21 protein-coding genes, 1 tRNA gene and 1 other RNA gene are annotated in these 23,274 nt (G+C 65.4%); 11 read left to right on the forward strand and 12 right to left on the reverse strand.

Annotated elements, in window-relative coordinates; translation table 11 throughout:
• Positions 1–42 precede the first annotated feature (42 nt).
• Entirely contained in the window at positions 43–1,236 is a 1,194-nt protein-coding gene (locus tag OLW90_RS10145) for an ATP-binding protein (protein WP_319649971.1), read from the forward strand.
• On the opposite strand, the gene OLW90_RS10150 is transcribed toward OLW90_RS10145, so the two are convergent.
• The 4 genes from OLW90_RS10150 to pta all read right to left on the reverse strand — a co-directional run bounded on the left by OLW90_RS10150 (position 1,237) and on the right by pta (position 5,861).
• Positions 1,237–1,770, reverse strand: coding sequence for a hypothetical protein (locus OLW90_RS10150; RefSeq protein ID WP_319649972.1), 534 nt, complete (start codon positions 1,768–1,770; stop codon positions 1,237–1,239).
• A gap of 58 nt (positions 1,771–1,828) precedes the next feature.
• Entirely contained in the window at positions 1,829–3,187 is a 1,359-nt protein-coding gene (locus OLW90_RS10155; RefSeq protein ID WP_319649973.1) for a 6-pyruvoyl tetrahydrobiopterin synthase, read from the reverse strand.
• Positions 3,188–3,303: 116 nt separating this feature from the next.
• Complete coding sequence (locus OLW90_RS10160; RefSeq protein ID WP_319649974.1) at positions 3,304–4,497, reverse strand: acetate kinase; 1,194 nt, start codon at positions 4,495–4,497, stop codon at positions 3,304–3,306.
• Entirely contained in the window at positions 4,497–5,861 is a 1,365-nt protein-coding gene (pta, locus tag OLW90_RS10165; RefSeq protein ID WP_319649975.1) for a phosphate acetyltransferase, read from the reverse strand. Before pta ends, OLW90_RS10160 begins: the two co-directional genes overlap by 1 nt.
• Before the next feature lie 232 nt (positions 5,862–6,093).
• Here pta and OLW90_RS10170 point away from each other — a divergent pair, with 232 nt between their 5' ends.
• On the forward strand, positions 6,094–7,461 hold the full coding sequence (locus OLW90_RS10170) for an FAD-dependent oxidoreductase (RefSeq protein WP_319649976.1): 1,368 nt from the start codon (positions 6,094–6,096) through the stop codon (positions 7,459–7,461).
• Positions 7,462–7,473: 12 nt separating this feature from the next.
• Here the strand turns inward: OLW90_RS10170 and OLW90_RS10175 are convergent, their stop codons facing one another.
• On the reverse strand, positions 7,474–7,746 hold the full coding sequence (locus tag OLW90_RS10175) for a hypothetical protein (RefSeq protein ID WP_319649977.1): 273 nt from the start codon (positions 7,744–7,746) through the stop codon (positions 7,474–7,476).
• 21 nt (positions 7,747–7,767) lie between these two features.
• A complete protein-coding gene (gene bioB, locus OLW90_RS10180) occupies positions 7,768–8,760 on the reverse strand; it encodes a biotin synthase BioB (protein WP_319649978.1) in 993 nt (330 codons plus the stop codon).
• A gap of 116 nt (positions 8,761–8,876) precedes the next feature.
• Here bioB and OLW90_RS10185 point away from each other — a divergent pair, with 116 nt between their 5' ends.
• Both OLW90_RS10185 and OLW90_RS10190 read left to right on the forward strand, forming a co-directional pair.
• The gene (locus OLW90_RS10185; protein WP_319649979.1) at positions 8,877–9,938 is read left to right on the forward strand and encodes a peptidoglycan recognition family protein; all 1,062 of its coding nucleotides are present in this window, start codon (positions 8,877–8,879) and stop codon (positions 9,936–9,938) included.
• A gap of 124 nt (positions 9,939–10,062) precedes the next feature.
• The gene (locus OLW90_RS10190) at positions 10,063–10,971 is read left to right on the forward strand and encodes an SPFH domain-containing protein (RefSeq protein ID WP_319649980.1); all 909 of its coding nucleotides are present in this window, start codon (positions 10,063–10,065) and stop codon (positions 10,969–10,971) included.
• A gap of 188 nt (positions 10,972–11,159) precedes the next feature.
• Here OLW90_RS10190 and OLW90_RS10195 read toward each other — a convergent pair.
• A tRNA-Ser gene (locus OLW90_RS10195) sits at positions 11,160–11,248 on the reverse strand.
• Positions 11,249–11,392: 144 nt separating this feature from the next.
• Here OLW90_RS10195 and ffs point away from each other — a divergent pair.
• The 7 genes from ffs (at position 11,393) to OLW90_RS10230 (ending at position 17,276) form a co-directional block, all read left to right on the forward strand.
• An RNA gene (gene ffs, locus OLW90_RS10200) (signal recognition particle sRNA small type) lies at positions 11,393–11,487 on the forward strand.
• A 139-nt stretch (positions 11,488–11,626) separates the two neighbouring features.
• Positions 11,627–12,895: an aminotransferase class I/II-fold pyridoxal phosphate-dependent enzyme gene (locus OLW90_RS10205; protein WP_319649981.1), complete on the forward strand. Its 1,269-nt coding sequence runs from the start codon at positions 11,627–11,629 to the stop codon at positions 12,893–12,895.
• A 42-nt stretch (positions 12,896–12,937) separates the two neighbouring features.
• Positions 12,938–13,549 carry a hypothetical protein gene (locus OLW90_RS10210; RefSeq protein WP_319649982.1) on the forward strand — a complete coding sequence of 204 codons (612 nt, stop codon included), beginning with the start codon at positions 12,938–12,940 and terminating at the stop codon, positions 13,547–13,549.
• A gap of 21 nt (positions 13,550–13,570) precedes the next feature.
• Positions 13,571–15,781 (forward strand): DNA polymerase III subunit gamma and tau, encoded by a 2,211-nt coding sequence (locus tag OLW90_RS10215; protein ID WP_319649983.1) that lies wholly within the window; start codon positions 13,571–13,573, stop codon positions 15,779–15,781.
• A 61-nt stretch (positions 15,782–15,842) separates the two neighbouring features.
• The gene (locus OLW90_RS10220; RefSeq protein ID WP_319649984.1) at positions 15,843–16,169 is read left to right on the forward strand and encodes a YbaB/EbfC family nucleoid-associated protein; all 327 of its coding nucleotides are present in this window, start codon (positions 15,843–15,845) and stop codon (positions 16,167–16,169) included.
• A gap of 10 nt (positions 16,170–16,179) precedes the next feature.
• On the forward strand, positions 16,180–16,839 hold the full coding sequence (locus OLW90_RS10225) for a recombination mediator RecR (RefSeq protein ID WP_319649985.1): 660 nt from the start codon (positions 16,180–16,182) through the stop codon (positions 16,837–16,839).
• Positions 16,836–17,276: a hypothetical protein gene (locus tag OLW90_RS10230; RefSeq protein WP_319649986.1), complete on the forward strand. Its 441-nt coding sequence runs from the start codon at positions 16,836–16,838 to the stop codon at positions 17,274–17,276. Before OLW90_RS10225 ends, OLW90_RS10230 begins: the two co-directional genes overlap by 4 nt.
• 135 nt (positions 17,277–17,411) lie before the next feature.
• Here the strand turns inward: OLW90_RS10230 and OLW90_RS10235 are convergent, their stop codons facing one another.
• The 5 genes from OLW90_RS10235 to purT all read right to left on the reverse strand — a co-directional run bounded on the left by OLW90_RS10235 (position 17,412) and on the right by purT (position 23,185).
• A complete protein-coding gene (locus tag OLW90_RS10235; RefSeq protein WP_319649987.1) occupies positions 17,412–18,425 on the reverse strand; it encodes a hypothetical protein in 1,014 nt (337 codons plus the stop codon).
• A gap of 34 nt (positions 18,426–18,459) precedes the next feature.
• Positions 18,460–19,629: a hypothetical protein gene (locus OLW90_RS10240; RefSeq protein ID WP_319649988.1), complete on the reverse strand. Its 1,170-nt coding sequence runs from the start codon at positions 19,627–19,629 to the stop codon at positions 18,460–18,462.
• Positions 19,630–19,887 (reverse strand): hypothetical protein, encoded by a 258-nt coding sequence (locus OLW90_RS10245; protein WP_319649989.1) that lies wholly within the window; start codon positions 19,885–19,887, stop codon positions 19,630–19,632.
• A 43-nt stretch (positions 19,888–19,930) separates the two neighbouring features.
• Positions 19,931–21,892 carry a fructose-specific PTS transporter subunit EIIC gene (locus OLW90_RS10250; protein ID WP_319649990.1) on the reverse strand — a complete coding sequence of 654 codons (1,962 nt, stop codon included), beginning with the start codon at positions 21,890–21,892 and terminating at the stop codon, positions 19,931–19,933.
• A gap of 63 nt (positions 21,893–21,955) precedes the next feature.
• Positions 21,956–23,185, reverse strand: coding sequence for a formate-dependent phosphoribosylglycinamide formyltransferase (gene purT, locus OLW90_RS10255; protein ID WP_319649991.1), 1,230 nt, complete (start codon positions 23,183–23,185; stop codon positions 21,956–21,958).
• Positions 23,186–23,274 lie beyond the last annotated feature (89 nt).

A 23,274-nucleotide genomic window follows, 5' to 3' on the forward strand; every position in this document is an offset into this window, starting at 1 on the left:
ATGAGAGGCGTCATCGACTCACCGTTCAGCCCAGGATCAGACGTGATCCCCCAGATCTGGGTCGGCCGCGATCAGGAGATCAACGATTGGACCCGCATCGTGCGCCCCAGCCGCATCGCCGGTGTGTACGAGCGGAGCCGAACCATTCTCGGGGAGCCAGGCGTGGGGAAATCTTCCCTCGTCAATCTCATATCCAGGGAAGCAAAGGAACAAGGCGACTGGGTTACCGATCAACTCCGTATCCCTCCCGCCACCGACGCTCTGAAGAGGGTGGCCAAGGCCCTGCTCGCAATCGCGGATCAGGCGGGACTTTCCACCAGCACGGAAAAAGGCTTGGCAGCGCTCCTTGATCGCGTGCGTAGCATCGCCGCGCTCGGCGTTTCCGTATCTCTCGCCCAGCCCGAGGGGGAAGAACCCTACGTCGCGCTCACCGACCTCTTGGTGGAGATCGGGCGCGCCGCCATCAAGGCAAAAGTTGTGGTGCTCATCTGTATCGACGAGATCCAGAACATCACCGATGAGGCAATCCTCTCGCAGTTACTTATCTCCTTGGGCGATGCCCTAACCAAGGAAGTAACGGTCATAGCTCCGGGAGATCGTGAAATTACTCGATTCCTTCCCATCGCGGTGTATCTTTCCGGTCTCCCAGATTTTGAGCACATGGCACGCACCCGCCAGAGAGCGACGTTCGCTCGTCGTTTCAAAACCACGTATCTCAGCTCAGTCACCACCACGGAAATGGAACAAGCCCTCGCTCCCCTTGTCAATCAGGGCTGGGAGATAAGTGATGAAGAAGGCGGCATAAAGCATGTGTACATGGATCAGGACGCTCGCGATGCGATCATCGACCTCAGCAAGGGAGAGCCATTCCTTTTCCAACTCGCTGGTAATTCCGCCTGGCGTGCCGGTAATACCGATACCATCACGCGCGAGGACGTGCTAGCGGGGTGGCAAACCGTCCGCGACGAGGCGGAATCGCACGTGGCGAACATTCTTGATCGTCTCCCCGAGCAGGAGCGATTAGTCGTCGAAATAATGGGAGAGTTAGACCCCGCAGAACGGACGTTGAGCGCTATCGCAGACGCAGCCGGAATAAGTCCGGCCACAAAATTAGGAACGGCCGCACGGCGGCTTGAGAAAGTCCGCGGCATTATTACACGGGGTAAGCCTTACGCCTTCCGCAACCGCGCAATAGAGGCGTACCTCACCTCCGAGTGGCCGGAAATCACCCCCTAATCACACCTCCACCAGCACCTCGGGGGATTGCACCTCATGGTAGGGATCGCTCTCCACCACCAGGCTGGCAAATACCTGCACCCGGCCCGTCGTACCGCTACTTCCCAGCCCAGAACCACCAGCGTAAGTCCAGGTCAGCGGCACCTCCGCCGCCTCACCCGGTGCCACGGCCTCCGGGAGCGCGATCGCCCAGCGCCCCTCGCCTGGCTGGGTGGAGGAGGCCAAAGCGTCCGAGGGCTCCCAGGCCGAGGCCCCGCCCACAAGGCCCGCCTCATCGAGGGAGCGCGCCACCAGGTGCAGTTCCGTGCCCTGCTCCACGGCGCTATCGGTGCCGTTGTGCACGCGCAGGAGGGTGAGCACCCCGCCCTCGGAGGTGGGTTCGGCGGCTAAGTCGAGCCGCAGCCCACCTGCTCCTTCCGTGGCCGCAGCCACCGCTGGCCCCATGCCCGCACCGGCTCCCACGCTCGGCACCACCTTGACTGCCCCCACGGCCACGGCGAGGGCACCGATCTTCAAAAAGTTCCGTCTATCCATTCCGTTTCTTCTCCTACTCCACCGATTCCTGCCGTGCCGATTCCCGCACCGGCCATGCCTATTCCGCCGCGATCCGCACCACACCGCCGATGGTGCCCTGCCACCACACCCCGCCGGGGCTGATCGTGCCCACCATCTGCAAAGTATCCACGCCAAAGAGCGTGATGAGCCCGGGAAGTTGCTGCTCGTAGAGGGTGTCGCCGGTGGCGGCGTCGATAGCCACGGCATGAATCCGCACGCCGTTGCCGAGCGCTCCGGGGCGTCGCTCGCAGGTATACACCAGGCCGTCCGGGCAGGAGAGGCGCGGCACGGCGGAGGAGTAGAGGTCATCGCGCTTCCACACGTTCACCAGGCCGGTGTCGGTGACGTCCCAGCGCTCCAGGCCCGGCGCGAAGGGAGCGTTCTTGGGCACGGAGTCCCCGGCGTTTTCCGGGTAGCGCGGGTAGGGATAGCCGTAGGTGGAGGCGCCGATGATGGTGGAGCCCACGCCAATCATGGAGTTCTCGGTGCCGGAGGTGCCCGGTTGGAATACCCCGGCCTCGCCCACCTGCTCGCCGGTATCGGTGCGGTAGACGATGATCTTTTCCTGCTCGTCGGCGTTATCGCTGAGCATGACGTAATCGCTGCCGTTGGGGCCAAAGAACGTGGGCGAGGCTCCCGAGCCCCAGGAAAGCTGGCCGGGTTTGCGGGCGGAGCCCGCGTCATACTCCCTGCGCCACCGCACCTCGGGGGCCTGGCCGGGGGCGGCGTCGAGCAGGTAGATCGCGCGGGAGGTAATCACGCTCACGCCCTCGGGGGCGGCGGAGATGGAATTATCAATGCGCTCGCCCTCGCCCAGGCTCAGCGCATGAACCGTGCGCGTGGCCTCGTCCACCACCGCCACCTGGCCCTGCCCGGAGGCCACCCACACGCGGCCCTGCCAGTCCGGCACCAGGCCCACCACCTGATCGCCCTCGCGGCGGTGGAGGAAGCGCCCCAGGTCAAGGCGTTCATCCACCCACAGGGTGCCGCCGGTGGCGTCGTGCGCGATGCGCAGCAGGGTGTTAGTGCCGTCCACCAGCACCATGCGATCCTCCGCGTCTAGGAAGGCATACACCCCGCCGAGCAGCGCACCCTTGGCGATTTCCAGTTCCCCCAGCACCGCGCCGGAGGCGGGATCGAGCACCACCACCTTGGGGCGCAGGAACGTCAGCCCGGAGCCGATGCGCTGGGTGACCAGCACCTGTACTAGGCCGTCGCTGCCGCACAGCACGGTGGGGCAGGCACCGCCAAGGTCCACGGTGGATACCTGCCAGGGCCGCGCACCGGGGCCGGGCAGCGGGGTGGCGTCGGAGGATTGCGCGTCCGAGTGCATGGTGCCCATGCCGGGGGCCGCCAGGTGCGGGGAGGGTTGCGGGGTGTACGGAATCTCTGCCACGGGGAGGCTCCTGGGTGGGGGATAGTTTGCCCGCCTAGGATAACGCCTTAGCGCCGCCTTTGCTTATCGACGCCCTCCCTCCCGCCACACCGCGCGCCCCTCACCCTTAGCTCACACTAGGCAAAGGCCACCGCGTACCGGGCGATAGCCAGTTCCTCGTTGGTGGGCACCACAAAGACCTTGATCGCGGAATCGTCCGTGGAGATCTCGCGCGCACCCTCCCCGCGCTGGGCGTTGCGCTCCGGGTCCACCTTGATCCCGTAGGTTTCCAGGCCCGCCAGGGCATCGGCCCGCACGGCGGCATCGTTCTCTCCCACCCCGGCGGTGAAGGTAATCGCGTTCACACGCCCGAGCGCGATCATGTAGGAGCCAATGTACCTGCGCAGTTGATGAATATAGATGTTATAGGCCAGCCAGGCGTCCTCGTCCTCGTCCTCGATCATCTGGCGCAGGGCGCGGAAGTCATTGACGCCGGAAAGCCCCTTCACACCGGACTGCTTGTTCAGCAGCCGATCAATCTCATCAATGCTCATTCCCGCCTGCCGGTGCAGGTGGAACACGATGCCGGGATCAATATCACCGGAGCGGGTGCCCATCGCCAGGCCCGCCAGGGGGGTCAGGCCCATCGAGGTATCCACCGCCTGGCCGCCCTTGATCGCGGCGGCCGAGGCCCCGTTGCCCAGGTGCAGGGTGATCTGATTGACGGCCTCGGCGGGCAACCCCAAAAGCGCGGGCACCTGCTGGGAGACGTATTCGTGGCTGGTGCCGTGGAAGCCGTAGCGGCGCACGCCATTATCCAGGGCCACGTCCTTATTAATGGCGTAGAGCGCGGCGGCGGGCGGAAGGGTATGGAAGAAGCCGGTATCAAACACCGCCACGTGGGGAATATCCGGCAGCAGGGCGCGGGCCACCTCGATTCCATCCACGTTGGCGGGGTTGTGCAGCGGGGCCAGGGGAATGAGGTCGCGGATCATCTCCACGATCTCATCGTTGATCAGTTCCGGGGCGGAAAAGAGGATGCCGCCGTGCACCACGCGGTGCCCCACGGCCACCACGTCCACCTGATTCGGGCCACAGCCGTGCTCCTCCATGAGCGCAAACACGCGCTTGAGGCCGGTGGAGTGATCGGGGATCTCCTCCTCCACCTCGTGCGCGGTGCCCTGGTGCTTGAGGATGATCTTCCCGGAGGGCTCCCCGATCTGTTCCACCAGGCCGCTGACAAAGGGGGCCTCGGTAGCGTCATTGGTGGGATCCACCAGCTGGAACTTGATGGAGGAGGAACCGGAGTTCAATACGAGCGCAAAGGACATTACTTTCCTCCCGCCTGGATCGCGGTGATGGCCACCGTGTTCACGATGTCCGCCACGGTGGCACCGCGCGAAAGGTCGTTGATGGGCTTGTTCAGGCCCTGCAAGATCGGGCCCACGGCCAGGGCGTTGGCGGTGCGCTGCGCCGTCTTGTAGGCGATATTGCCGGCCTCAAGGTCGGGGAAGATGAACACGTTGGTCTGGCCCGCCACCGGGGAGTCCGGCATCTTCTTGGCCGCCACGGCGGCGTCCACGGCGGCGTCGAATTGCAGCGGGCCGTCCACCTTGAGGTGTGGCGCGGAGGTACGGGCGTGCTCGGTGGCCGCCACGGCGCGCTCCACGTCCGGGCCGCTGCCGGAGGTGCCGGTGGAATAGGAAAGCACCGCCACGCGGGGGTCGATACCAAACTGGGCGGCCGTCTTGGCGGAGACCACCGCGATCTCGCCCAGTTGCTCGGCGGTGGGGTTGGGGTTCACGGCGCAATCGCCAAAGGCCCACAGCCGCCCGGGCATGACCATGAGGAAGATGGAGGAGACCACGGAGGCCTCGGGGGCCGTCTTGATGATCTGGAACGCCGGCTTGATGGTGTGCGCGGTGGTATGCGCCGCGCCGGAGACCATGCCATCGGCCTGGCCGGTGTGCACCATCATCGTGGCAAAGTAGGAAATGTCGCGCATGGTCTCGCGCGCCTGCTCCACCGTCACACCCTTGGCCTTGCGCAACTGCGCGAACTCCTGGGCAAAGTCCTCCGCGCGCGGGTCCGTCTCATGATCCACGATCTCCGCACCCTGGAGGTCCAGTCCCAGTTCCGCCGCGCGGGAGGCGATCTCCTCCGGCTTGCCCAGCACGGTGAGCCGCACCACCTCACGGGCCAGGAGCGCGTGGGCGGCGCGCAGAATACGGTCATCGTCACCCTCGGGCAGCACGATGTGCGCCTTGTGCTCGGCGGCCTTGCCAAGCAGCCAGGACTCAAAGACCTCGGCGGACATGTAGGGCTCCGCCTCGGCGGTTACCTCGGCCAATTCCGCCAACTCGCCTGCGGTGATGGTCCGCGCCACCACGGCCCCGGCCTCCTCCATCTGGGCCACGGCGAGGTCGATGTGGGTCGCGGGGGCGTCGATAAGCGCCACCACGGGCACGCCCAGCGCAGCGGCCACCTGCGCGTCAAAGAGGTGATTGCCCGTGCCGCGCAGCAGAGCGGGCCCCTGGGCAAGCGGCTCGGTGGCCAGCACCGCCGCCACCGTGGGCTGTTCTTGATCCGCGATGTTCAGGTGGCGCAGGCCCCGTTCGGCCGCCCAGGGTTCCTCGTCCACCCCCTCAAAGGCGCGATTGATGGCGGTGAGCAGGAAAGAACGAGGTTGCGTCATGGAAAACCTTTCTGGCGGAGCGGATTATTTTCACCCGCGCACAAACAGCTATGACGCGCCCGATTTTACCGTCTTACCGCGCCCGACACCGGAAAATCGGGCAACGATTTTTCCGCCTACCCCCGCCCGCGCCGTTTGTTCGAACACCGAGCCTTCCCGCCATCCCGCGTGCTCAGTAGACTGTGTGCCGTTAAAGTTTTCTGCCGCCAAGATAGATAAGGAATCCCCTGCCATGTCCCGTCCGCTTCGCGTTGCCGTCATCGGCGCTGGCCCCGCCGGCATTTATGCCTCCGATCTTCTGGTGAAGTCCGATCAGGACGTTCAGATTGATCTATACGAGCGGATGCCCGCCCCCTTCGGGCTGATTCGCTACGGCGTGGCGCCGGATCACCCGCGCATCAAGGGCATCGTGAAGTCCCTGCACAACGTGTTGGACAAGCCGGAGATCCGCCTGCTGGGCAACATCGAGGTGGGCAAGGACGTCACCGTGGAGGAACTCCGGGAGTTCTACGACGCCATAGTGTTCTCCACCGGGGCTACCGGGGACCGCGATCTTCCCATTCCCGGGGCCGATCTCCCCGAGTCCTACGGCGCGGGGCAGTTCGTGGGCTTTTATGACGGCAACCCGGACTTCACCCGGGACTGGAACCTCACCGCCCCCTCCGTGGCCGTGGTGGGCGTGGGCAACGTGGGCCTGGACATCGCCCGCGTGCTGGCCAAGACCGGCGAGGAACTTCACGTCACCGAGATCCCCGATAACGTATTCGAGGGGCTTTCCGCCAACGCCGCCCAGGAGGTTCACATCTTTGGCCGCCGTGGGCCCGCCCAGGCCAAGTTCACCCCGATGGAACTCAAGGAACTGGATCATTCCCCCACCATCGAGGTCATCGTGGACCCGGAGGATATTGATTACGACGCCGCCTCCGAGGAGGCCCGCCGCGCCTCCAAGTCCACCGACCTGGTGTGCCAGACCTTGGAAAAGTACGCCATGCGTGATCCCAAGGGTGCCCCCCACAAGCTCTACATTCACTTCTTTGAGTCCCCCGTGGAGATCATCGGGGAGGACGGCCACGTGGCCGCCATCAAGACCGAGCGCATGGAGCTCGACGGCAACGGCGGCGTGCGCGGCACCGGCAAGTACAACACCTGGCCCGTGCAGGCCGTCTACCGCGCCGTGGGCTACCGCTCCGACGAGGTGGCGGGCGTGCCTTTCGACGCCGATAAGGCCGTGATCCCCAACGACGGCGGCCACGTGCTCGACGCCCCCGAGGGCTCCGTGGTGCCCGGCCTGTACGCCACCGGCTGGATCAAGCGCGGCCCCGTGGGGTTGATCGGCAACACCAAATCCGACGCCAAGGAGACCATCGAGATGCTCCTGGCCGACCACACCTCGGGTTCCCTCGCCGCCCCCACACCCGAGCGCGCCACCCCCGAGGCCGCCCTGGAGTTCCTGGAGAACAAGGGCATTGCCGTGACCACCTGGGAGGGATGGCACCGCCTGGACGAGGCCGAGCGCGCCCTGGGCGAGGCCGAGGGCCGCGAGCGCAAGAAGATCGTGGAGTGGGAGGAGATGGTGCGCTACGCCGGGCCGCAGGGGTAGATTTTCAGTCCCCTAGCGTTCCAGCCAGGCGGAATCGAGTTCCCCGTGGCGGGAACAGCGCGCCTCCCAGCCCTGGGGGAAAACCTGCACCACCATTCTGCGACCGCAGATCTGGCAATAGCGCGGCGGCTCGTAGCCCGCGCGGGCACCCGGCGAGGGTTTCGCCGGGATTGTTCCCGGGACTGCTCCCGGGGCATGGAGCAGCGCGGTGGGCTTCCCCGTGTGCGGGTCAAACGCCGGCGGCTCCCCCGCCAGCACCGCGGAGGCGAGCGCATCCGTTCTCATCTTGTGCTACCTCGCTCCGCCTTATACCGCCGAGTTCAGGGCCTTGATGGGAAGCTGTATCTTGCCCATCATGTCCAGATCCTCCTCCATCGGGCGGCCCAGGGTGGTGAGGTAATTGCCCACGATCATGGCGTTGATCCCACCCAAAAGCCCCTGCTCAGCGCCGCGCGATCCCAGGGTGAGTTCCCGGCCTCCGGCAAAGCGCAGGGTGGTGTGCGGCATGGCGAGCCTAAAGGCCCCCACGGCACGCAGGGCATCGCGGGAATCCATCACCGGGTAATCCGCAAAGGGGGTGCCGGGGCGGGGATCGAGGAAGTTCATGGGCACCTCGGCGGGCTCCACCTGCGCCAACTGCACGGCAAACTCCGCGCGCTGCGCCAGCGTCTCCCCCATGCCCAGGATTCCCCCGGAGCACACCTCCATTCCGGCCTCCCGCACCAGATCGAGCGTCGCCCGGCGTTCCTCCCAGGTATGCGTGGTCACCACCTGGGGGAAGAAGCTGCGCGCGGTTTCCAGGTTGTGGTTATAGCGATGTATCCCGGCGCGCGCTAATCGACGCACCTGGGGCTTAGTCAGCGTGCCCACGGAGGCGGCCACCTGAATATCCACCTCCGCCCGAATGGCCGCCACCGCGCTTTCCAATTGCTGCATGAGGCGCTCGTCCGGCCCCTTTACCGCCGCCACAATGCAGAACTCCGTGGCCCCGGTCTTGGCGGTGTGCTTGGCGGATTCCACCAGTTTCTCTATGTCCAGCCACACGGCGCGCACGGGGGATTCAAAAAGGCCCGATTGGGAGCAGAAATGACAATCCTCAGGGCAACCGCCCGTTTTAAGCGAGATGATGCCCTCGATCTCCACCTCCTCGCCGCACCAGCGCAGGCGAGTCTCATGGGCCAACTCCAATAGCGCGGGGATCTCCGCGTCCGGGAGCCTCAGGACCTCCTCTATTTCTCCCTGCGTGAGCCCCACGCCGTCGTCGAGGGCCTTGGACCTTGCGGTGCTGAGAATGGACACGGAAAGCGGCTCCTTAAATTAAACAGCGTTCAATTCCTCCTGTGATTTTATCCCTCACACCCCTTTTGTTCCACGCACCACACCCGATTATCCCGCGCCGGAGTACGTTTCTCCCCATGAAAAACACTCTGAGCCGCAGGCAACTAGGCCGCGCGGCGCTGGCCACCGGCACCCTCCTCGCCGCCGCCCATCTCCCCCTTCCCGCGCGGGCCGTCGCCCCCGGCGCGACCGCCCTGAGCCTCCGCTTCCCCGGCACCACGCTCACTCCCGACGCCCCGCCCGCCACCCTGCGCTTCCACTCCCACGAGGGCACGATCTCCCGGCTCGTCTACCCTTCCACCCACTGCCGGGACGGGGAGTTTCCCCTCTGCTCCGAACTCATCACCCTCCCCGAAAACACCACGCAGATCGAGGCCTCTCCCGAGGTCGGCACCCATTTCCATCGCCTCATCCCGAGTAACCTCGCCCTCCCGGACGCACCCGAAGCCACGGTCACCGAGGGGCTCCGCGTGGTCTCCCGCAGGCAGTGGGGAGCGGATGAAACACTAATGACCTGGACACCGGAATACGCCGCTCCCGTGTGCATCACGGTGCACCACACGGAGATCCCCACCGGACGGGAGCCCGAATACCAGCACAATTGGCCCGCCGCCGTGCGCGGGGTCTATCGCTTTCACGCCCTCACCGAGAACGGCGGGCGCGGCTGGGGCGATATTGGCTATCACCTCCTCATCGACCCCGAGGGCACCGTGTACCAGGGGCGCACCACGGGCGCACCCGGCCGAGCCGTGTTTTCCGGCACCCCAGCGCCTGATTCCCCGGCACCCCATTCCCCGGTGGGCGGGGTGGTCACCGCCGGGCACGTATTCAAGGCCAATACCGGCAATATCGGCGTGTGCTTGATCGGCAACTTCACCCGGGATCACCCCACCACGGCGGCCTATCGCTCGCTCATCACGGTGCTGAGCGCGCTGTGCCAAGCATGCTCTTTTCATCCGCTCAATCAAGTGCGCTACGTCAATCCCTCCGCTGGCGTGGACGCCACCCAGCCCATCATCAGCGGGCACAAGGACTGGCAGGAGGTCACCGGGATTCCCAAGGACTGCCCCGGGCGCAACCTCTGGTACCAGCTGCCCGAGATCCGGCAACACATCGCGGATACTCTCCGAACAGCATAAAACACCCCCGTTAGAGGGTAATCTGTGGTATAATTCATGATGGTTGCTCAAAAGGGGTCACCCCCTTGGGGGTAGCGCAACCATCGGCCACACACCGCAGACTTTCGCAGGCAGGAGTGTTTTCATGTTCCTTTTCATCGTGTCCATCGTTCTCATTGCCGCCGGTATCCTCGCGTTCTTTATCAGCCCAAACCAAAAGAAACCGGAAGATTCCGCCAGGCACGGTTCCTCCCCCACGCTCACCAAGCGTTCCATGCGGATCATCGGCGGCTCCACCATCGCCGTGGCCGTGATCATCCTCATTCTCACCTGCGTGACCGTGGTGCAGCCGCGCACCGTGGGCATTAAGACGGCCTTTGGCAAGCCCACCGGCTCCCTGGGCAACGGGCTCCACATCAAAGCCCCGTGGGAATCCGTGACCAAACTCGACGGCGCCAAGCAAAATGACATCTACCGCGACGGCGGCGAAAACACCCTGGGCAGCATCGAAGTACGCCTGGGCAATGACGCCAAGGCCACCGTGGACGCCTCCCTGCAATGGCAGCTCAAGGTGGATCGCGCCGAGGAACTCTTCATGGATTACCGCACCTTTGAGGGAATCCAATCCAACCTAGTGGATCGCAATTTCCGCGCCGCCCTCAACGAGGTCATGAGCGGATACGATCCCCTCTCCCCGGCAAACGTGGACGCCGATCATGACACCCTGGCCGTGCTTTCCCAGCAGACCCTGGAAAGAATGCGCGCCAAGGTGAACGGGCAAATCGAGGTACACTCCGTGACCATTCCCATCATCAACTTCGATGAGGCCACCCAGGCGCGGATCGACGAACTCCAGTCCGAAATCGCCCGCACCCGCATCGCGGAACAGAAGAAGGCCACCAACGAGGCCGAGGCCCGCGCCAACCAGGCCCTGGAGGGATCGCTCACCCCGGAGGTCTTGACTTCCAAGTGCTTGGACATCGTGGCGGAGCACGGGCAGTCCCCGCTGGGCTGCTTCCCCACCGATGTGCAGCCCGTGGTGGGCGCACAGTAAGCGCCTCACCGCCAAGAAATCAGGCACCCCGCGGAACGTAACTGGAATGCTGCTACCGCGGGGTGCCTGGCCTATTCGGGGGCCCCGCAACAAGCGACGCCGCCGTCGATAGTGGGCAAAATCGTGGGCACGCCCCCTACCCCAAAACGCAAAATACCCCCTGACCTGCTAAAAGTCAGGGGGCTTACTGGCGGAGGATGTGGGATTTGAACCCACGAGGGGCGTGAACCCCGCACGCGTTCCAGGCGTGTGACATAGGCCGCTAGTCGAATCCTCCAGCGCACACTCGGCATGACTGCCGCGTACCGGGATTACAGTACACCCACCCCACAGCAGGAACAAATCTCCTGCACATCCCACCCCTCACCCCATCACCTCACCAACCCTTTGGCCCCGTCCCCGCCATGCGCTACAATCGGAACTCGGATCTCGCGCGGCGTGTATCTTGTGAACTCCCCCAGGGCAGGAATGCAGCAAGGGTCAGCGAGCTCTCGCGGGTGCGCGAGGTCCCCTTATTTTCGGGGCGCCCTCTTCTAAAAATCAGCACCGCGAACCCGCCTCGTGCCGGGTAACGCGCCCAGCAAAACCACAGATACACCGGGTAGGATAGGGCTACATTATTGTGCCGTTTGACTCCACCCGGAAGGAACTTCTGTTGTCTCTCCTTGATCTGAGCCCCGAGCAGCGCGCGGAACTCGCCGCCCAGGTGCGCGGACAGTACCAAGAACTCCAGGCCAAGGGCCTTAACCTTGACCTCACCCGAGGCAAGCCTTCCGCTGAGCAATTAGATTTCTCCAACGCACTCCTTTCCCTCCCCGGCGATGATTACCGCGATTCCTCCGGGACCGATGTGCGCAATTACGGCAACCTGCGCGGGCTGATGGATATTCGCCAGATCTGGGCCGATCTGATGGGTATTGATCCGCAGAACCTCATCGCGGGCGATGCTTCCAGCCTGAACATCATGTTTGACCTGATTAGCTTCGCCTACACCTGGGGCACCCCGGATTCGGAGCGCCCGTGGTCGCAGGAGGAAACGGTCAAGTGGATTTGCCCGGTGCCCGGCTATGATCGCCACTTCACCATCACGGAGAAGTTCGGTTTTGAGATGATCTCCGTACCCATGCTGGAGGACGGCCCCGATGTGGACGCTATCCGCGAGCTGGTCAAGGACCCCCAGGTCAAGGGCATGTGGACGGTTCCGGTGTTTGGCAATCCCACCGGCGTGACGTTCTCTGCGGAAAAAACGCGAGCCCTGGCGGAGATGGAGGCTGCGGCCCCGGACTTCCGCATCATCTGGGATAACGCCTACGCGGTACACACCCTCACGGAGGAGTTCCCCGAGGTACACGATGTCCTCGCGCTATCCGAGCAGGCCGGAAACCCGAATCGTTTTTGGTGGATGTCCTCCACCTCCAAGATCACGCACGCGGGCGCGGGCGTGAGTTTCTTTGCCTCCTCCACGGAGAACCTGGATTGGTATGCCTCCCTCGCCGGGGTGCGCGGCATCGGCCCCAATAAGGTCAATCAGTTGGCGCACTCCGCGTTTTTCCGCGACGCGGACGGCGTGCGTGATCTCATGCGCAAGCACGCGGCGTCATTAGCCCCCAAGTTCGATCGTGTGCTGGGGATTCTTCAGGAGCGCTTGGGCACGTATGATGTAGCGCGTTGGACTTCTCCGCAGGGCGGCTACTTCATTTCCCTGGACGTGCTTGATGGCACCGCCGCGCGCGTGGTGGAATTGGCGCGCGAAGCGGGCATTGCGCTCACGGGCGCGGGATCGTCGTTCCCGCTGCACCAGGATCCCAATGACCGCAACATTCGCCTGGCTCCCTCCCTCCCCCCGGTGGAGGAGGTCGCGGAGGCGATGGACGGCGTGGCAACCTGTGTGCTGCTGGCCGCCGTGGAGAAGTTGGGTGAGTAGTAAGCAAGCACAAGACGGCAGAGGAAGGAGCACGACGGGACAGTGAATAGATCTGAGACGGAATACTGGCTCGATGATTTCATGCCCGCCAAGTTGAGTGTTCACCCTGCCGGTGGTGTGCACATTGGTGTCGCGGAGTTCGGCGGCCAGGCCATCGCCTGCACCACGAACTTCGCGCGAGTGGACACCGGTTTGCAGGTGGACGGGGAAAGCACGCCCACGGACGTGCGCAGCGAGCTTTTCACCGTCATTGACGGCTCGGTGGTTCCCGCCGTGCGCGTGCTGGGCAACTCCGTGGATGTGCTGCGCAAGAATGCCTCCGTGCTACCCGCGGAACCGGGCACCATGCTGCCCGATCTGGCTCACCGCTCCGGGATATTGGTGGATCAGTTTGGCTTCGACTCCGGCATTTCCATCCTGCACGGCCTACTCGTGCCCCCCTTCATGTGGGGCGGGCCGGTTCCGCAGTTCACGGAGGAGGCGGGCGACGTCCACGGGGAGGGCGTGACCCCCGGTGCCGGGCGGCTCACCGTCATGCTGCAACTCATCATGCTGACCGACGAGGAGCGCGAGCGCATCATGCGCGAGGGCATGATGCGCTTCCTCAGCGAGGTCCAGGCCGAGCAAATCCCGGTGCATAACTGGCGTCGATAGCACGCAGGTAGGCTGTGGGGCGTGTCGCTTTACCGGAAGTATCGCCCCGCCTCCTTTGCCGAGGTCGTAGGCCAGGAACAGGTCACCAGGCCGCTATCCGCCGCTCTCGATTCCGGGCGGATCAATCACGCCTACCTGTTCTCCGGGCCGCGCGGCTGCGGCAAGACCTCCTCCGCGCGTATTCTGGCGCGCTCCCTCAACTGCGTGCACGGCCCCACCTCCACGCCGTGCGGTGAGTGCGCGTCCTGCCGCTCGCTGGCCCCCGGTGGCCCCGGCAACCTCGACGTCACGGAACTCGACGCCGCCAGCCACAACGGCGTGGAGGACATGCGCGAGTTGCGCGACCGCGCCTACTACGCCCCGGCGGATTCCCGGTACCGGGTGTTCATCATTGATGAGGCCCACATGATCTCCAACGCGGGCTCTAATGCCCTGCTCAAGATCGTGGAGGAGCCCCCGGAGCACCTCATCTTCATCTTTGCCACCACGGAGCCGGAAAAGGTCATCGGCACCATTCGCTCGCGCACGCACCACTACCCCTTCCGCCTGCTCACCCCGCAGGCCATGAAGGGCCTGCTGGCGCGCACGGTAGAGTCCGAGGGCATGTCCGTGGAGGATTCCGTCTACCCCCTCGTGATCCGCGCCGGCGGGGGCAGCCCCCGCGATTCCCTCTCCATTCTGGATCAGTTGCTCGCCGGTGCCGGGCCGCAGGGGCTGACCTACCAGGAGGCCCTGCCGCTGCTCGGGGTCACCGACCTTTCGCTTCTCGACGCCACCGTGGAGGCCCTGGCGGAGGGCGATAAGCCCCGGCTTTTTAACACCATCGACGAGGTGATCGAGACCGGCATCGAGCCCCGCAGGTTCGTCACCGATCTGCTCGACCGCCTGCGTGACCTCATGGTGCTCGAAGCCGTGCCGGAGGCCCTAGAGATGGGTTTGGTGGACGCCCCCACTGACCGCGCCGAGGTGCTGCGCGCCCAGGCCGCCCGCTTCACCGGCCCCCACATCACCCGCCTGGCCGATCAGGTCAATAGCAGAATCACCGACCTGCGCGGGGCCACCTCCCCTCGCCTCCTCCTGGAGATCCTGGCCGCGCACCTCCTGCTACCCGCAGAACAACCCCCCGCGCCCCTGGCCGCCTCCCCGCAGCACGCGGCCAAGGCGGCGGCGCAGGCGGCCACCGCCCCCGTGCCGGAGGGGAATCAGGCAAACAACAAGATCACCGGGGCGGGAGGGCGCGTGTACGAGCGCCCCTCCCAGCGCGCGGCACGGCAGCAGCAACAGCCTCCGCAGGAACCACCCGCACAGCCAAAAACCCAAGAGCCCGAGCCCACTACCGCGCCCGCGCCCGCTTCTGCGCCCAAGCCGCAGGAGCAACCCGCCTCCGCCCTCGATACGATCCGGCGCGAATGGGCACGGCTGCGCGAATCCATCGGCGCCCGCAACCGGGTGGCGCAGATCATGCTCACCGAGGCCTCTGTGCTGGGAATCCGCGAGGATACCCTCGTGCTCGGGCACAACACGGGAGCGCTGGCCGCCCGAATTAACGCGGATAAGAACAACAAGGACATCGCGGACGCCGTGACCAAGGTAGCGGGCCGTCCGCTCAAGGTGCACTGCGTGGTGGGCACCGACCCCTCCGCCCAGGGCTTCGAGGCCGCACCCGTAAAGCAAAAACCGTGGAACCCCACGGACAGGGCAGCCAAGACCGCCAAACCCACCGACGCCAAGGAAACCAGGGAACCCAGTAAGCCCAAGGAACCCACCGCCCCTGAGGAGCCCGCCAGATCGGCCCCCGTGTGGGGCAAGCCCGCCGCCCTCGGGGGCAAGAACGAGGAGCCACAACCCCCCGCGCCCCAGGCGGCTCCCCCCGCTGCGGCCACCCCGCCCAGGATCACGGTGCCCACCGGCGCGCGCAGGCGCCCCGACCCCGTGGACGAGGTACCCCTACCTCCCGAGCCGGATGATGCCTATGCTCCCCCGGAGGATATTCCCCCGCCCCCGGAACCGCAGCGACCGCCCAGCGCCCCGCCTGCTCAGCGCCCACAACCACCCCAGCCACCCCAACTGCCTCAGCAGTCCTCCCCTCCTGCCTCGGAGGAGCCCGAGGAATCGGAGGAGGAGGAAATGCTCCGCGCTGCCGCCAGCGAGCCGGGCAGCCGGGATCGTCGTGACGCTATGACCGTGGTGATGGAACTCCTCTCCGAGGAATTGGGGGCCAAGCCGCTCTAAGCGCGCGATAGGTACACTCGGAACCCGGAAATAATAGCGATGAAGTGAAAGGCATAAGCCCATGTCTCAGCCCGATATGCAGGCCATTCTCCAGCAGGCACAGGAGATGCAACTGCAACTCCAGCAGGCGCAAAAGGAGATCCTGGCCACCGACGTCTCCGGTACCGCCGGTAACGGCCTGGTCACCATCACCATGACCGGCGGCGGCGAAGTCAAGGACGTACAGATCTCCCCCGAGGTGGTAGACCCCGAGGACGTGGATACCCTGCAAGACCTCATCACCGGAGCCTTCGCGGACGCCCACAAGAAGGTGGGCCAACTGGCCGAGCAGAAGATGGGCCCCCTTTCCCAGGGCCTTGGCGGCGGCCTCGGCGGAATGCTCGGGTAACGTAGCAGCGGTGTTTGAAGGACCTCTCCAAGACCTCATCGACGAGTTCTCGCGCCTGCCGGGCGTAGGCCCCAAGAGCGCGCAACGCATTGCGTTTCATCTCCTGCACACCGACCCCCAGGACATCGACCGCCTGCAACGGGCGCTGGGGGAGATCAGCACGGGGGTGACGTTCTGCCGCATTTGCTGCAACATCTCCTCTGCGGAGGTGTGCCGCATTTGCGCGGACTCCGGGCGTAATCGCTCCGTGGTGTGCGTGGTGGAGGAGCCCAAGGACATTCAGGTTATTGAGCGCACCGGGGAATACACCGGGCGGTATCACGTGCTCGGTGGCTCGCTCAACCCGCTGGCCAATATCGGCCCGCGCGAGTTGAACATCACCACCCTGCTGCAACGCATCGGTGGGGCGCTGCCGGATCGCCAATTGGCGGACTCCACCCCGGATAATCCGCTCTATGACACCGCCCCGGAGATCACCGAGGTCATCCTGGCCACCGATCCCAACACCGAGGGCGAGGCCACGGCCTCCTACCTCGTGCGACTACTGCGTGATTTCCCCGGCCTGACCATCTCCAAACTCGCCTCGGGAATGCCTCTGGGTGGCGACCTAGAGTTTGTGGACGAACTCACCCTGTCCCGGGCACTCAGCGGAAGGCTCACCATAGAATGAATCGCCCCGTGTCCCTGCTCCCCTGTGTACTGCTCGCGGCCGGACTGGCCGCCACCGGGTGTTCCACCCAGCGCACGGAGGAGGCCACCAGCCCCAGCGACTCCATGAGCATGGAGGGGATACGCACCCCCGACGATCCCATCCTGGGCGCGATGGCGGAGGACGGCACCTGCGACCCGGAGGTGCTCACCGTGGAGAACGGCACCCTGATCTACCACGGGCAGCCCGGCGATGAGATCGAGGTGAGTATTACTCCCGGGGCAGGAGAGGCCTCCGGGGCCGCCCCCGAGAACACCCCCGTAGACCCCCGAGTGGAAACCTTTGCGATGGGCAGCACCGATACCGAGCACCGCCTTGACCTTGGCGAATGGTCCTCCCTCAACGCCAGCGCCAGCGGTCGGGTGGGGCTGCCGGGGGAATGTACGCTGAGTAAATAAGCGGCTTAAGGTACAAGCCGCACTCCGCTCACCGCACCCTGCCCAGTGAACAGAGGTAAGTGGCAGAGATAAAGGCCGGGGCTCCGCCGCTTCTCCGAAGGGGAGAGAGCGAAGCCCCGGCCTTAACCGTGTTCCTTAGAAGAGGCCGCCCAGGGCCTCGTCCAGGCTGAACTCAAGTTCCTGGCCCAGCAGGTCAAGCGGATCGGGAACCTCCGGGGCGAACTCCGGGTTGGCCTCGTACCACTCCACCGCGCCCTGCACGTCCTCGGTCTGAATGCGGGTGGGGTCGGCGGGCTCGTTGGACTCCGGGAGGGCAAAGTACTCATTGACCTGCCCGTCCTCGATGCCGTAACCCTCCTGGATCGCCAGGTCGATGGGCTGCGCGCGGCCGATGGTGCCAAAGCCCATCGAGGTCACGCCCAAGGCCTCGCCGGTCTCCGGGTCAAAGTTCACGCCGCCGGAGTCGCCGTTCTGGTAGTTCAGGCCCGCGCTCCACACGCCGTTCTGGGTGCGGAAGAGCTGCACTCCACAGGAGCGGCCGCTGGTGTTGCCGTCCTTGCAGATGGGCTGGCCGAAGTTGTCGGCGGAAACCTCCCAGAAGTCCAGGTCCTGGTAGTCGCGCACGCCGGTGAGTTCCACGGGCTCACCGTAGGAATTGCCCTGGGCGTCCACGGAATCGGACAGGCGGGTGGTGGTCACGCCGGGCTCCAGTTCCACGGTGCCCCAGTCAGGGTTGTTGAAGGCCTGATTCATGCTGGTCAGGAAGGGAGTTTCCTCGTCCTCATCGATCACGATGGGCCCACCGGCGTCGGTGTAGCCGATCACCACGTCGCCCTCCGGGGTGGGCAGGTACACCGCGTCCCCCACCTCGGTGAGAGTCTCGATGCCGTACACGCAGTGCCCGGCGCTGATCAGAATGTCCTTCTGGGTGCCGTCGGCCAGCGTCACCGTACCGGGCACGCCCTGGGTACAGGTGGAGCGCTTGTACTCCTCCGGCATGGTCTCCGGCAGCGATTGCGTCATCTCGCTGTACTCGTCCATGCGCATGGGGGCGCCGGGGGCCGCCTCGGCGGCGTTGGCTGCGGGAGCCAGCACCGGGGTGGCAATGGCGGCCGCACACAGCGCCACGGCGGAAGTGCGAATCTTCATCTCTTTTGTCCTTTACGTCCCTGTTTCAACCAACTCAACTGCGCTCTTGTAGAGCCAGCCCCAAGCCTGCTTCGATAGCAGCACTGGCCGTGTCCTCAGCCAATGTTCCCAGCGTATCAACAGTCTCGGCGGTATTTTGGAAAATCGGCTCCCAATCTGCGGGATTTTCCAGAACCTGCTCGGTGGAGGTCTCCACCAGGGCGTTGATCTCACCCACGGCGGCCTCGGTATTGCCCTGCGCAACCTCCATGACCTCCTCGGGGGTGGCCAGTTCCTGCGCCACGGTCTCCTGAGCCCAGCTCTGAATCGCGTTCTGATCCTCCTCGTAGGAACGCATGGGGGTGTGTTCCTCCGTGGACTCCGGCAGGGCAAAGTATTCATTGACCTGCCCGTCCGGTACGTCGTAGGCCTTTTCCACGGCCACGTCCACCGGCTGCGCGCGCCCAATCAGCCCATACACGGTCATGGAGTTCACGCCCAGGGCCTCTCCATTGAGCGGATCATAGGCCACCCCGCCGGAATCCCCCGGCAGCACGGTTCCGATGAACCATAGCCCGTTGCTGGAGCGCAGCACCTGGATACCGCAGGTGCGGCCCGTGGTTTGTCCCTCGTTGCAGATGGGTTGCCCGGCGTTATCAAAGGAGATTTCCCAGGGCTCCAGATCGCGGTAATCCCGCACGCCGGTGAGCCTCACGGGTTCCCCGTAGGAGAGCCCAAATTGATTCTCCGAGTCCGCCATGCGGGTCATCTCAACGCCCTCGACGATGTCCGCCGTGGCCCAGTCATCGCCGTCATACATCAGGCGCAGTTCCTCGGGATCGCCCTCGTCCAAGGCCATGTGCACCGGGCCGCCCTGGTCGCGCACGGCGATGAGTTGGTTCCCCTCGCGCAGCGGCGCGTACACCTCGGGGGCCATCTCCATGCTCGTCCCCTCGATTCCCCACAGGCAGTGCCCGGCGGTCACCATCACGTCCTTCCGGGAACCGTCCGGCAGCGTCACCGTGCCGGGCACTCCCTGGCTGCAATGCTGCGCAAAAATATCCACCGGAATGTCCGTGGTATTCACGCCGTCGAGCGGCGGGTACGTGTGCATGCGCGCACCGGGGGCCACCTCGGCGGCACCGGCCAGCGGGGTGCTTATCGACGCCGCCAGGGCCGCACCCATCACGGCGCTCACCACGCCGGAAACAACACGCTTGTTCATCTATCCCTCCCGAAGAGCCTCATCAAAAGCAAAGAAAGTGTCCGCCGCGAGTTCTCCCAGATACGCGGCGCTATCCTGGGTGTTTGCCACCACGTCAGGAATAGTAGCGGGGTCCTGCACGGAGTTCAGGGTTTGCTTACCCCATTGGGCAGTCTCCGCCATTGCGGCCTCCGCATTGGCCTGGGCCACCGTCACCGCCACGGCAGGCACGCACGTCAGGGATGCCGCCAGGGCCCATGCTGTACGCCGTATTCTCATGTGCGCTCTTTTCCGCTATTAGTTTTTCGGGTCACCGATCACACTAAGACCGCGCGGTATTCTCCACAAGAGCCCTGGCATTACTCCCCTCTTTCGGGGGCAATACTGACGTCACCCGCGCCACCACCGCGCGCTTATTCTCCGCATTCAGCAGGTCCTCCCGGAAGCCCGAGGTGGTCAGCGCCCGCGCGATCCGCGCCAGGATCTTCAGGTGCTGCTTCCCGGCGTCCTCCGGCACGGCGATGAGAAAGACCAGGCGCACCGGCTGGCCATCCGGCGCGTTCCACTCCACGTCCCGCTCAAGCCGGGCCACCGCCAGCACCGGCTCGCGCACCCCGGAGCACCGGGCGTGCGGAATCGCCACCCCCTCACCCACCGCCGTGGTGCTCTTTTCCTCCCGATCCAGCGCCGCGCGCAGCACCTCCTCGGGGCGGGATATGCGCTTGCCTGCGGCGTCGATAAGCAGGCGCAGCAGGTGCTCGCGGTCGCGGGGCTGTGCGTTGAGCAGCACGGCCCGCTCGGTCAGCAGCTCTCGTTCCTGAGGCTGGGTCACTCCCACCGCGATCACGATGGTGGCGGCGGTGACCGCCACCCCTGCGGCCAGGGCCAGGAAGAACCAGCCCACGCCGTCCAGCGCACCCAGCACGGCCACGATCGGCCCGCCGTGCATGACGTGATCGGCCACGGACCACCACCCGGCCAGGGCACCGGCCACGGCACCGCCCAGCACGTTGGCCGGAATCACCTGGAGCGGGCGGGCCGCCGCCAGTGGGATCGCCCCCTCGCTGATGCCAAAGAAGCCCATCACCAAAGAGGCCGCCCCGGCCTCGCGCTCGGTGGAACTAAACCAGCCGCGGCGCAACAGCGTGGCCACCCCCACTGCCAGCGGCGGGACGGAGATCGCGGCGGCCGCCATGCCCATCGGGTAGGGGTTACCCGCCGCGATGAGGCCGCCACCAAACAGAAACGCCGTCTTATTAAACGGCCCACCCATGTCAAAGGCAATCATGCCGCCGATGACCGCACCCAGGAGGATCGCGGAACCACCGTCAAGCCCCTGGAGGGCGCTCATCAGGGATTCAAAAAGGGCCGCCACGGGGTGCCCGATAACGTAAATAAAAAGCAGTCCCACGATCAGGCTGGTGGAAATGGGAATCACGATGATAGGCCAAATAGGAGCCACATACTTATTCACCGGGATTCGTTTAATTCCCAGGGCCACATAGCCGGAGAGAATGCCCGTGATAATGCCGCCGATGAAGCCCGCGCCCGCCTCCGAGCCGTACAGCGAGCCCGTCACCGCCACCATGCCGGTGATAAAACCCGGCGCGAGTCCCGGACGCTGCGCAATCCCCGCCGCGATATACGCCGAGAGAACCGGAACCATGAGGCTCAACGCCAGCGCCCCCAGTTGCTCGATGGTGGCCCAGAAGGAACCCTCCGGGATCACCAAACCCTCCGCCGTGGGCTGCCCGCCCACCGAGAGCGCCACCGCCAGCAGCAGCCCTCCGGTGACCACGAAGGGGATCATGTGGGATACGCCGTTCATGAGCGCCTGATACATCGTGCGCAGGCGCTCCCGCGCACCCGCCCCGGTTTTTTCGTGCGGCTCGCTCGTGGCTTTCTCGCGCTCCTCGGCACCACCACCGTCGGTTGCCCCACCATCGTGGGCCCCGCCCCGCAGCACGGGAGCCTCTGGGGCCCTTTCGAGGAGGCATTGCGGGTTCTTGATCGCCTCGTCCACCGCCGTGGAAAGCACTCTCTTTCCGGCAAAGCGTTCCTGGGAAATGGCCACGTCCGCCGCGATGATAATGGCGCTGGCCTGCGCAATATCATCGGCGCTGAACGTGCCCTCCACGCCGATGGAACCGTGCGTTTCCACCTTGAGATTCACACCCGATTCCCGGGCGGCGGCCTGCAATTTCTCCGCCGCCATATACGTGTGCGCAATGCCCGTGGGGCAGGCCGTAATGGCCAGGATAAGGGGAGGATTCTGAGTATCCATACCCCTTAGATTAGGCCCCTATGCAGCGCTTCTGCTCATCGCTCGGCCACACTCGGCCCCGTGTTATTCGCCACCGCTCACGGTCACGGCCCCGGCCGCCTTTGCCGCCGCCGCCCGCGCGGCCTCGGTGTTCTCCCCGGTGGCCAGGGCCACCCCCATGATCCTTCCCACGCGAGCGCGCTGCTTGCCAAAGAACTCCACGGTGGCCTCCGGCACGGCAAAGGCCCGGTCCAGGCCGCCGTACTGTGGGTTCTCCGTTTCCGTGGGGCTGAGGATCATGGCGGCGGCACCGGGGGAAACCAGGGTGACGTCGATAGGCAAACCCAGCACCGCGCGCGCATGCAGGTCAAACTGGGAGAAGCGCTGGGAGCACAGGGTGACCAGCCCCGTGCAGTGCGGGCGCGGCAGCACCTCGGAGAAGTACACGTCCTCACCGGAGACAAACATCTTCACGCTGAACACCCCTCGCCCACCCAGGGCGTTGGACACGCGCGCGGCCACGGAGCGGGCGTTGTCCAGGGCGGCGGGTTCCATGTACACCGGCTGCCACGCCTCGGTGTATTCGCCGCTGTGGTAGGTGCAGCCGATGGGCTCGCAGAACCAGGTGGCCAGTTTGCCCGTGGCGGGGTCGATGGAGCGCACCGCCACCAGGGTGACCTCATAATCAAAGTCGATCACCCGCTCCACCACGATGCGCTGCCCCTCCGGCGGCACCTCGGCGGGGAAATCGGAGGTGAGGTAGCGCCAGGCGTCCTCCACCTCCCGCTCGCTGCGGATCATGCGGTGATCCTTGGCCCCGGGGCCGCCGATGTCCGGCTTGGCCACGCAGGGGTACCCGATGGACCCCACGGCCACCTCAAACTCCGTGTATTCGGACACGAACTGGTAATTCGTGGTGGGCAGGCCCAGTTCCTCCGCCGCCAACTTGCGCACGCCCTCGCGGTTGAGCGCCAGTTCCGCCGCCTTGGCATTGGGCACCACGGCGGCCCGCTCCGTGGCCTCCACGGCGGTGAGCACGTTCGCCGCCACGCGTTCCACCTCGGGAACGATGAAATCCGGGCGCACCTGGGCGATCAGATCGGTCACCGCCCGCGCATCCGTCACGTCCACCACATGCGCCACGTGGGCCACCTGCTGAGCCGGGGCGTTGCGCACCCGATCCGCAGCGTGAACCTCCACCCCCAGGCGCTGAAAGGCCATGGCGAGTTCGCGGCTCAGGTAGCCCGAACCCAGCAGCATGACCTTGGTGGCCGAGGAGGTGTGCGGAGTTCCGATTGTTTCCGGATTAGCCATGCGCTCCATGATAGGGCGCGCGCAGCGAGGCCACAGAATCCCCGGTTTTGCTTATCAACGCCCCAGCCACCGCGCGAGCACCGGTGCTC

Source organism: Corynebacterium sp. 21KM1197 (assembly GCF_033783015.1).
GTDB lineage: Bacteria > Actinomycetota > Actinomycetes > Mycobacteriales > Mycobacteriaceae > Corynebacterium.

Bases quoted from the DNA above. Each gene is read 5' to 3' on its own strand.
- OLW90_RS10150 (WP_319649972.1), bottom strand. From the start codon at position 1,770: ATGGATAGACGGAACTTTTTGAAGATCGGTGCCCTCGCCGTGGCCGTG.
- OLW90_RS10160 (WP_319649974.1), bottom strand. From the start codon at position 4,497: ATGTCCTTTGCGCTCGTATTGAACTCCGGTTCCTCCTCCATCAAGTTC.
- pta (WP_319649975.1), bottom strand. From the start codon at position 5,861: ATGACGCAACCTCGTTCTTTCCTGCTCACCGCCATCAATCGCGCCTTT.
- OLW90_RS10170 (WP_319649976.1), top strand. From the start codon at position 6,094: ATGTCCCGTCCGCTTCGCGTTGCCGTCATCGGCGCTGGCCCCGCCGGC.
- OLW90_RS10175 (WP_319649977.1), bottom strand. From the start codon at position 7,746: ATGAGAACGGATGCGCTCGCCTCCGCGGTGCTGGCGGGGGAGCCGCCG.
- OLW90_RS10185 (WP_319649979.1), top strand. From the start codon at position 8,877: ATGAAAAACACTCTGAGCCGCAGGCAACTAGGCCGCGCGGCGCTGGCC.
- OLW90_RS10190 (WP_319649980.1), top strand. From the start codon at position 10,063: ATGTTCCTTTTCATCGTGTCCATCGTTCTCATTGCCGCCGGTATCCTC.
- OLW90_RS10220 (WP_319649984.1), top strand. From the start codon at position 15,843: ATGTCTCAGCCCGATATGCAGGCCATTCTCCAGCAGGCACAGGAGATG.
- OLW90_RS10230 (WP_319649986.1), top strand. From the start codon at position 16,836: ATGAATCGCCCCGTGTCCCTGCTCCCCTGTGTACTGCTCGCGGCCGGA.
- OLW90_RS10235 (WP_319649987.1), bottom strand. From the start codon at position 18,425: ATGAAGATTCGCACTTCCGCCGTGGCGCTGTGTGCGGCCGCCATTGCC.
- OLW90_RS10240 (WP_319649988.1), bottom strand. From the start codon at position 19,629: ATGAACAAGCGTGTTGTTTCCGGCGTGGTGAGCGCCGTGATGGGTGCG.
- OLW90_RS10245 (WP_319649989.1), bottom strand. From the start codon at position 19,887: ATGAGAATACGGCGTACAGCATGGGCCCTGGCGGCATCCCTGACGTGC.
- OLW90_RS10250 (WP_319649990.1), bottom strand. From the start codon at position 21,892: ATGGATACTCAGAATCCTCCCCTTATCCTGGCCATTACGGCCTGCCCC.
- purT (WP_319649991.1), bottom strand. From the start codon at position 23,185: ATGGCTAATCCGGAAACAATCGGAACTCCGCACACCTCCTCGGCCACC.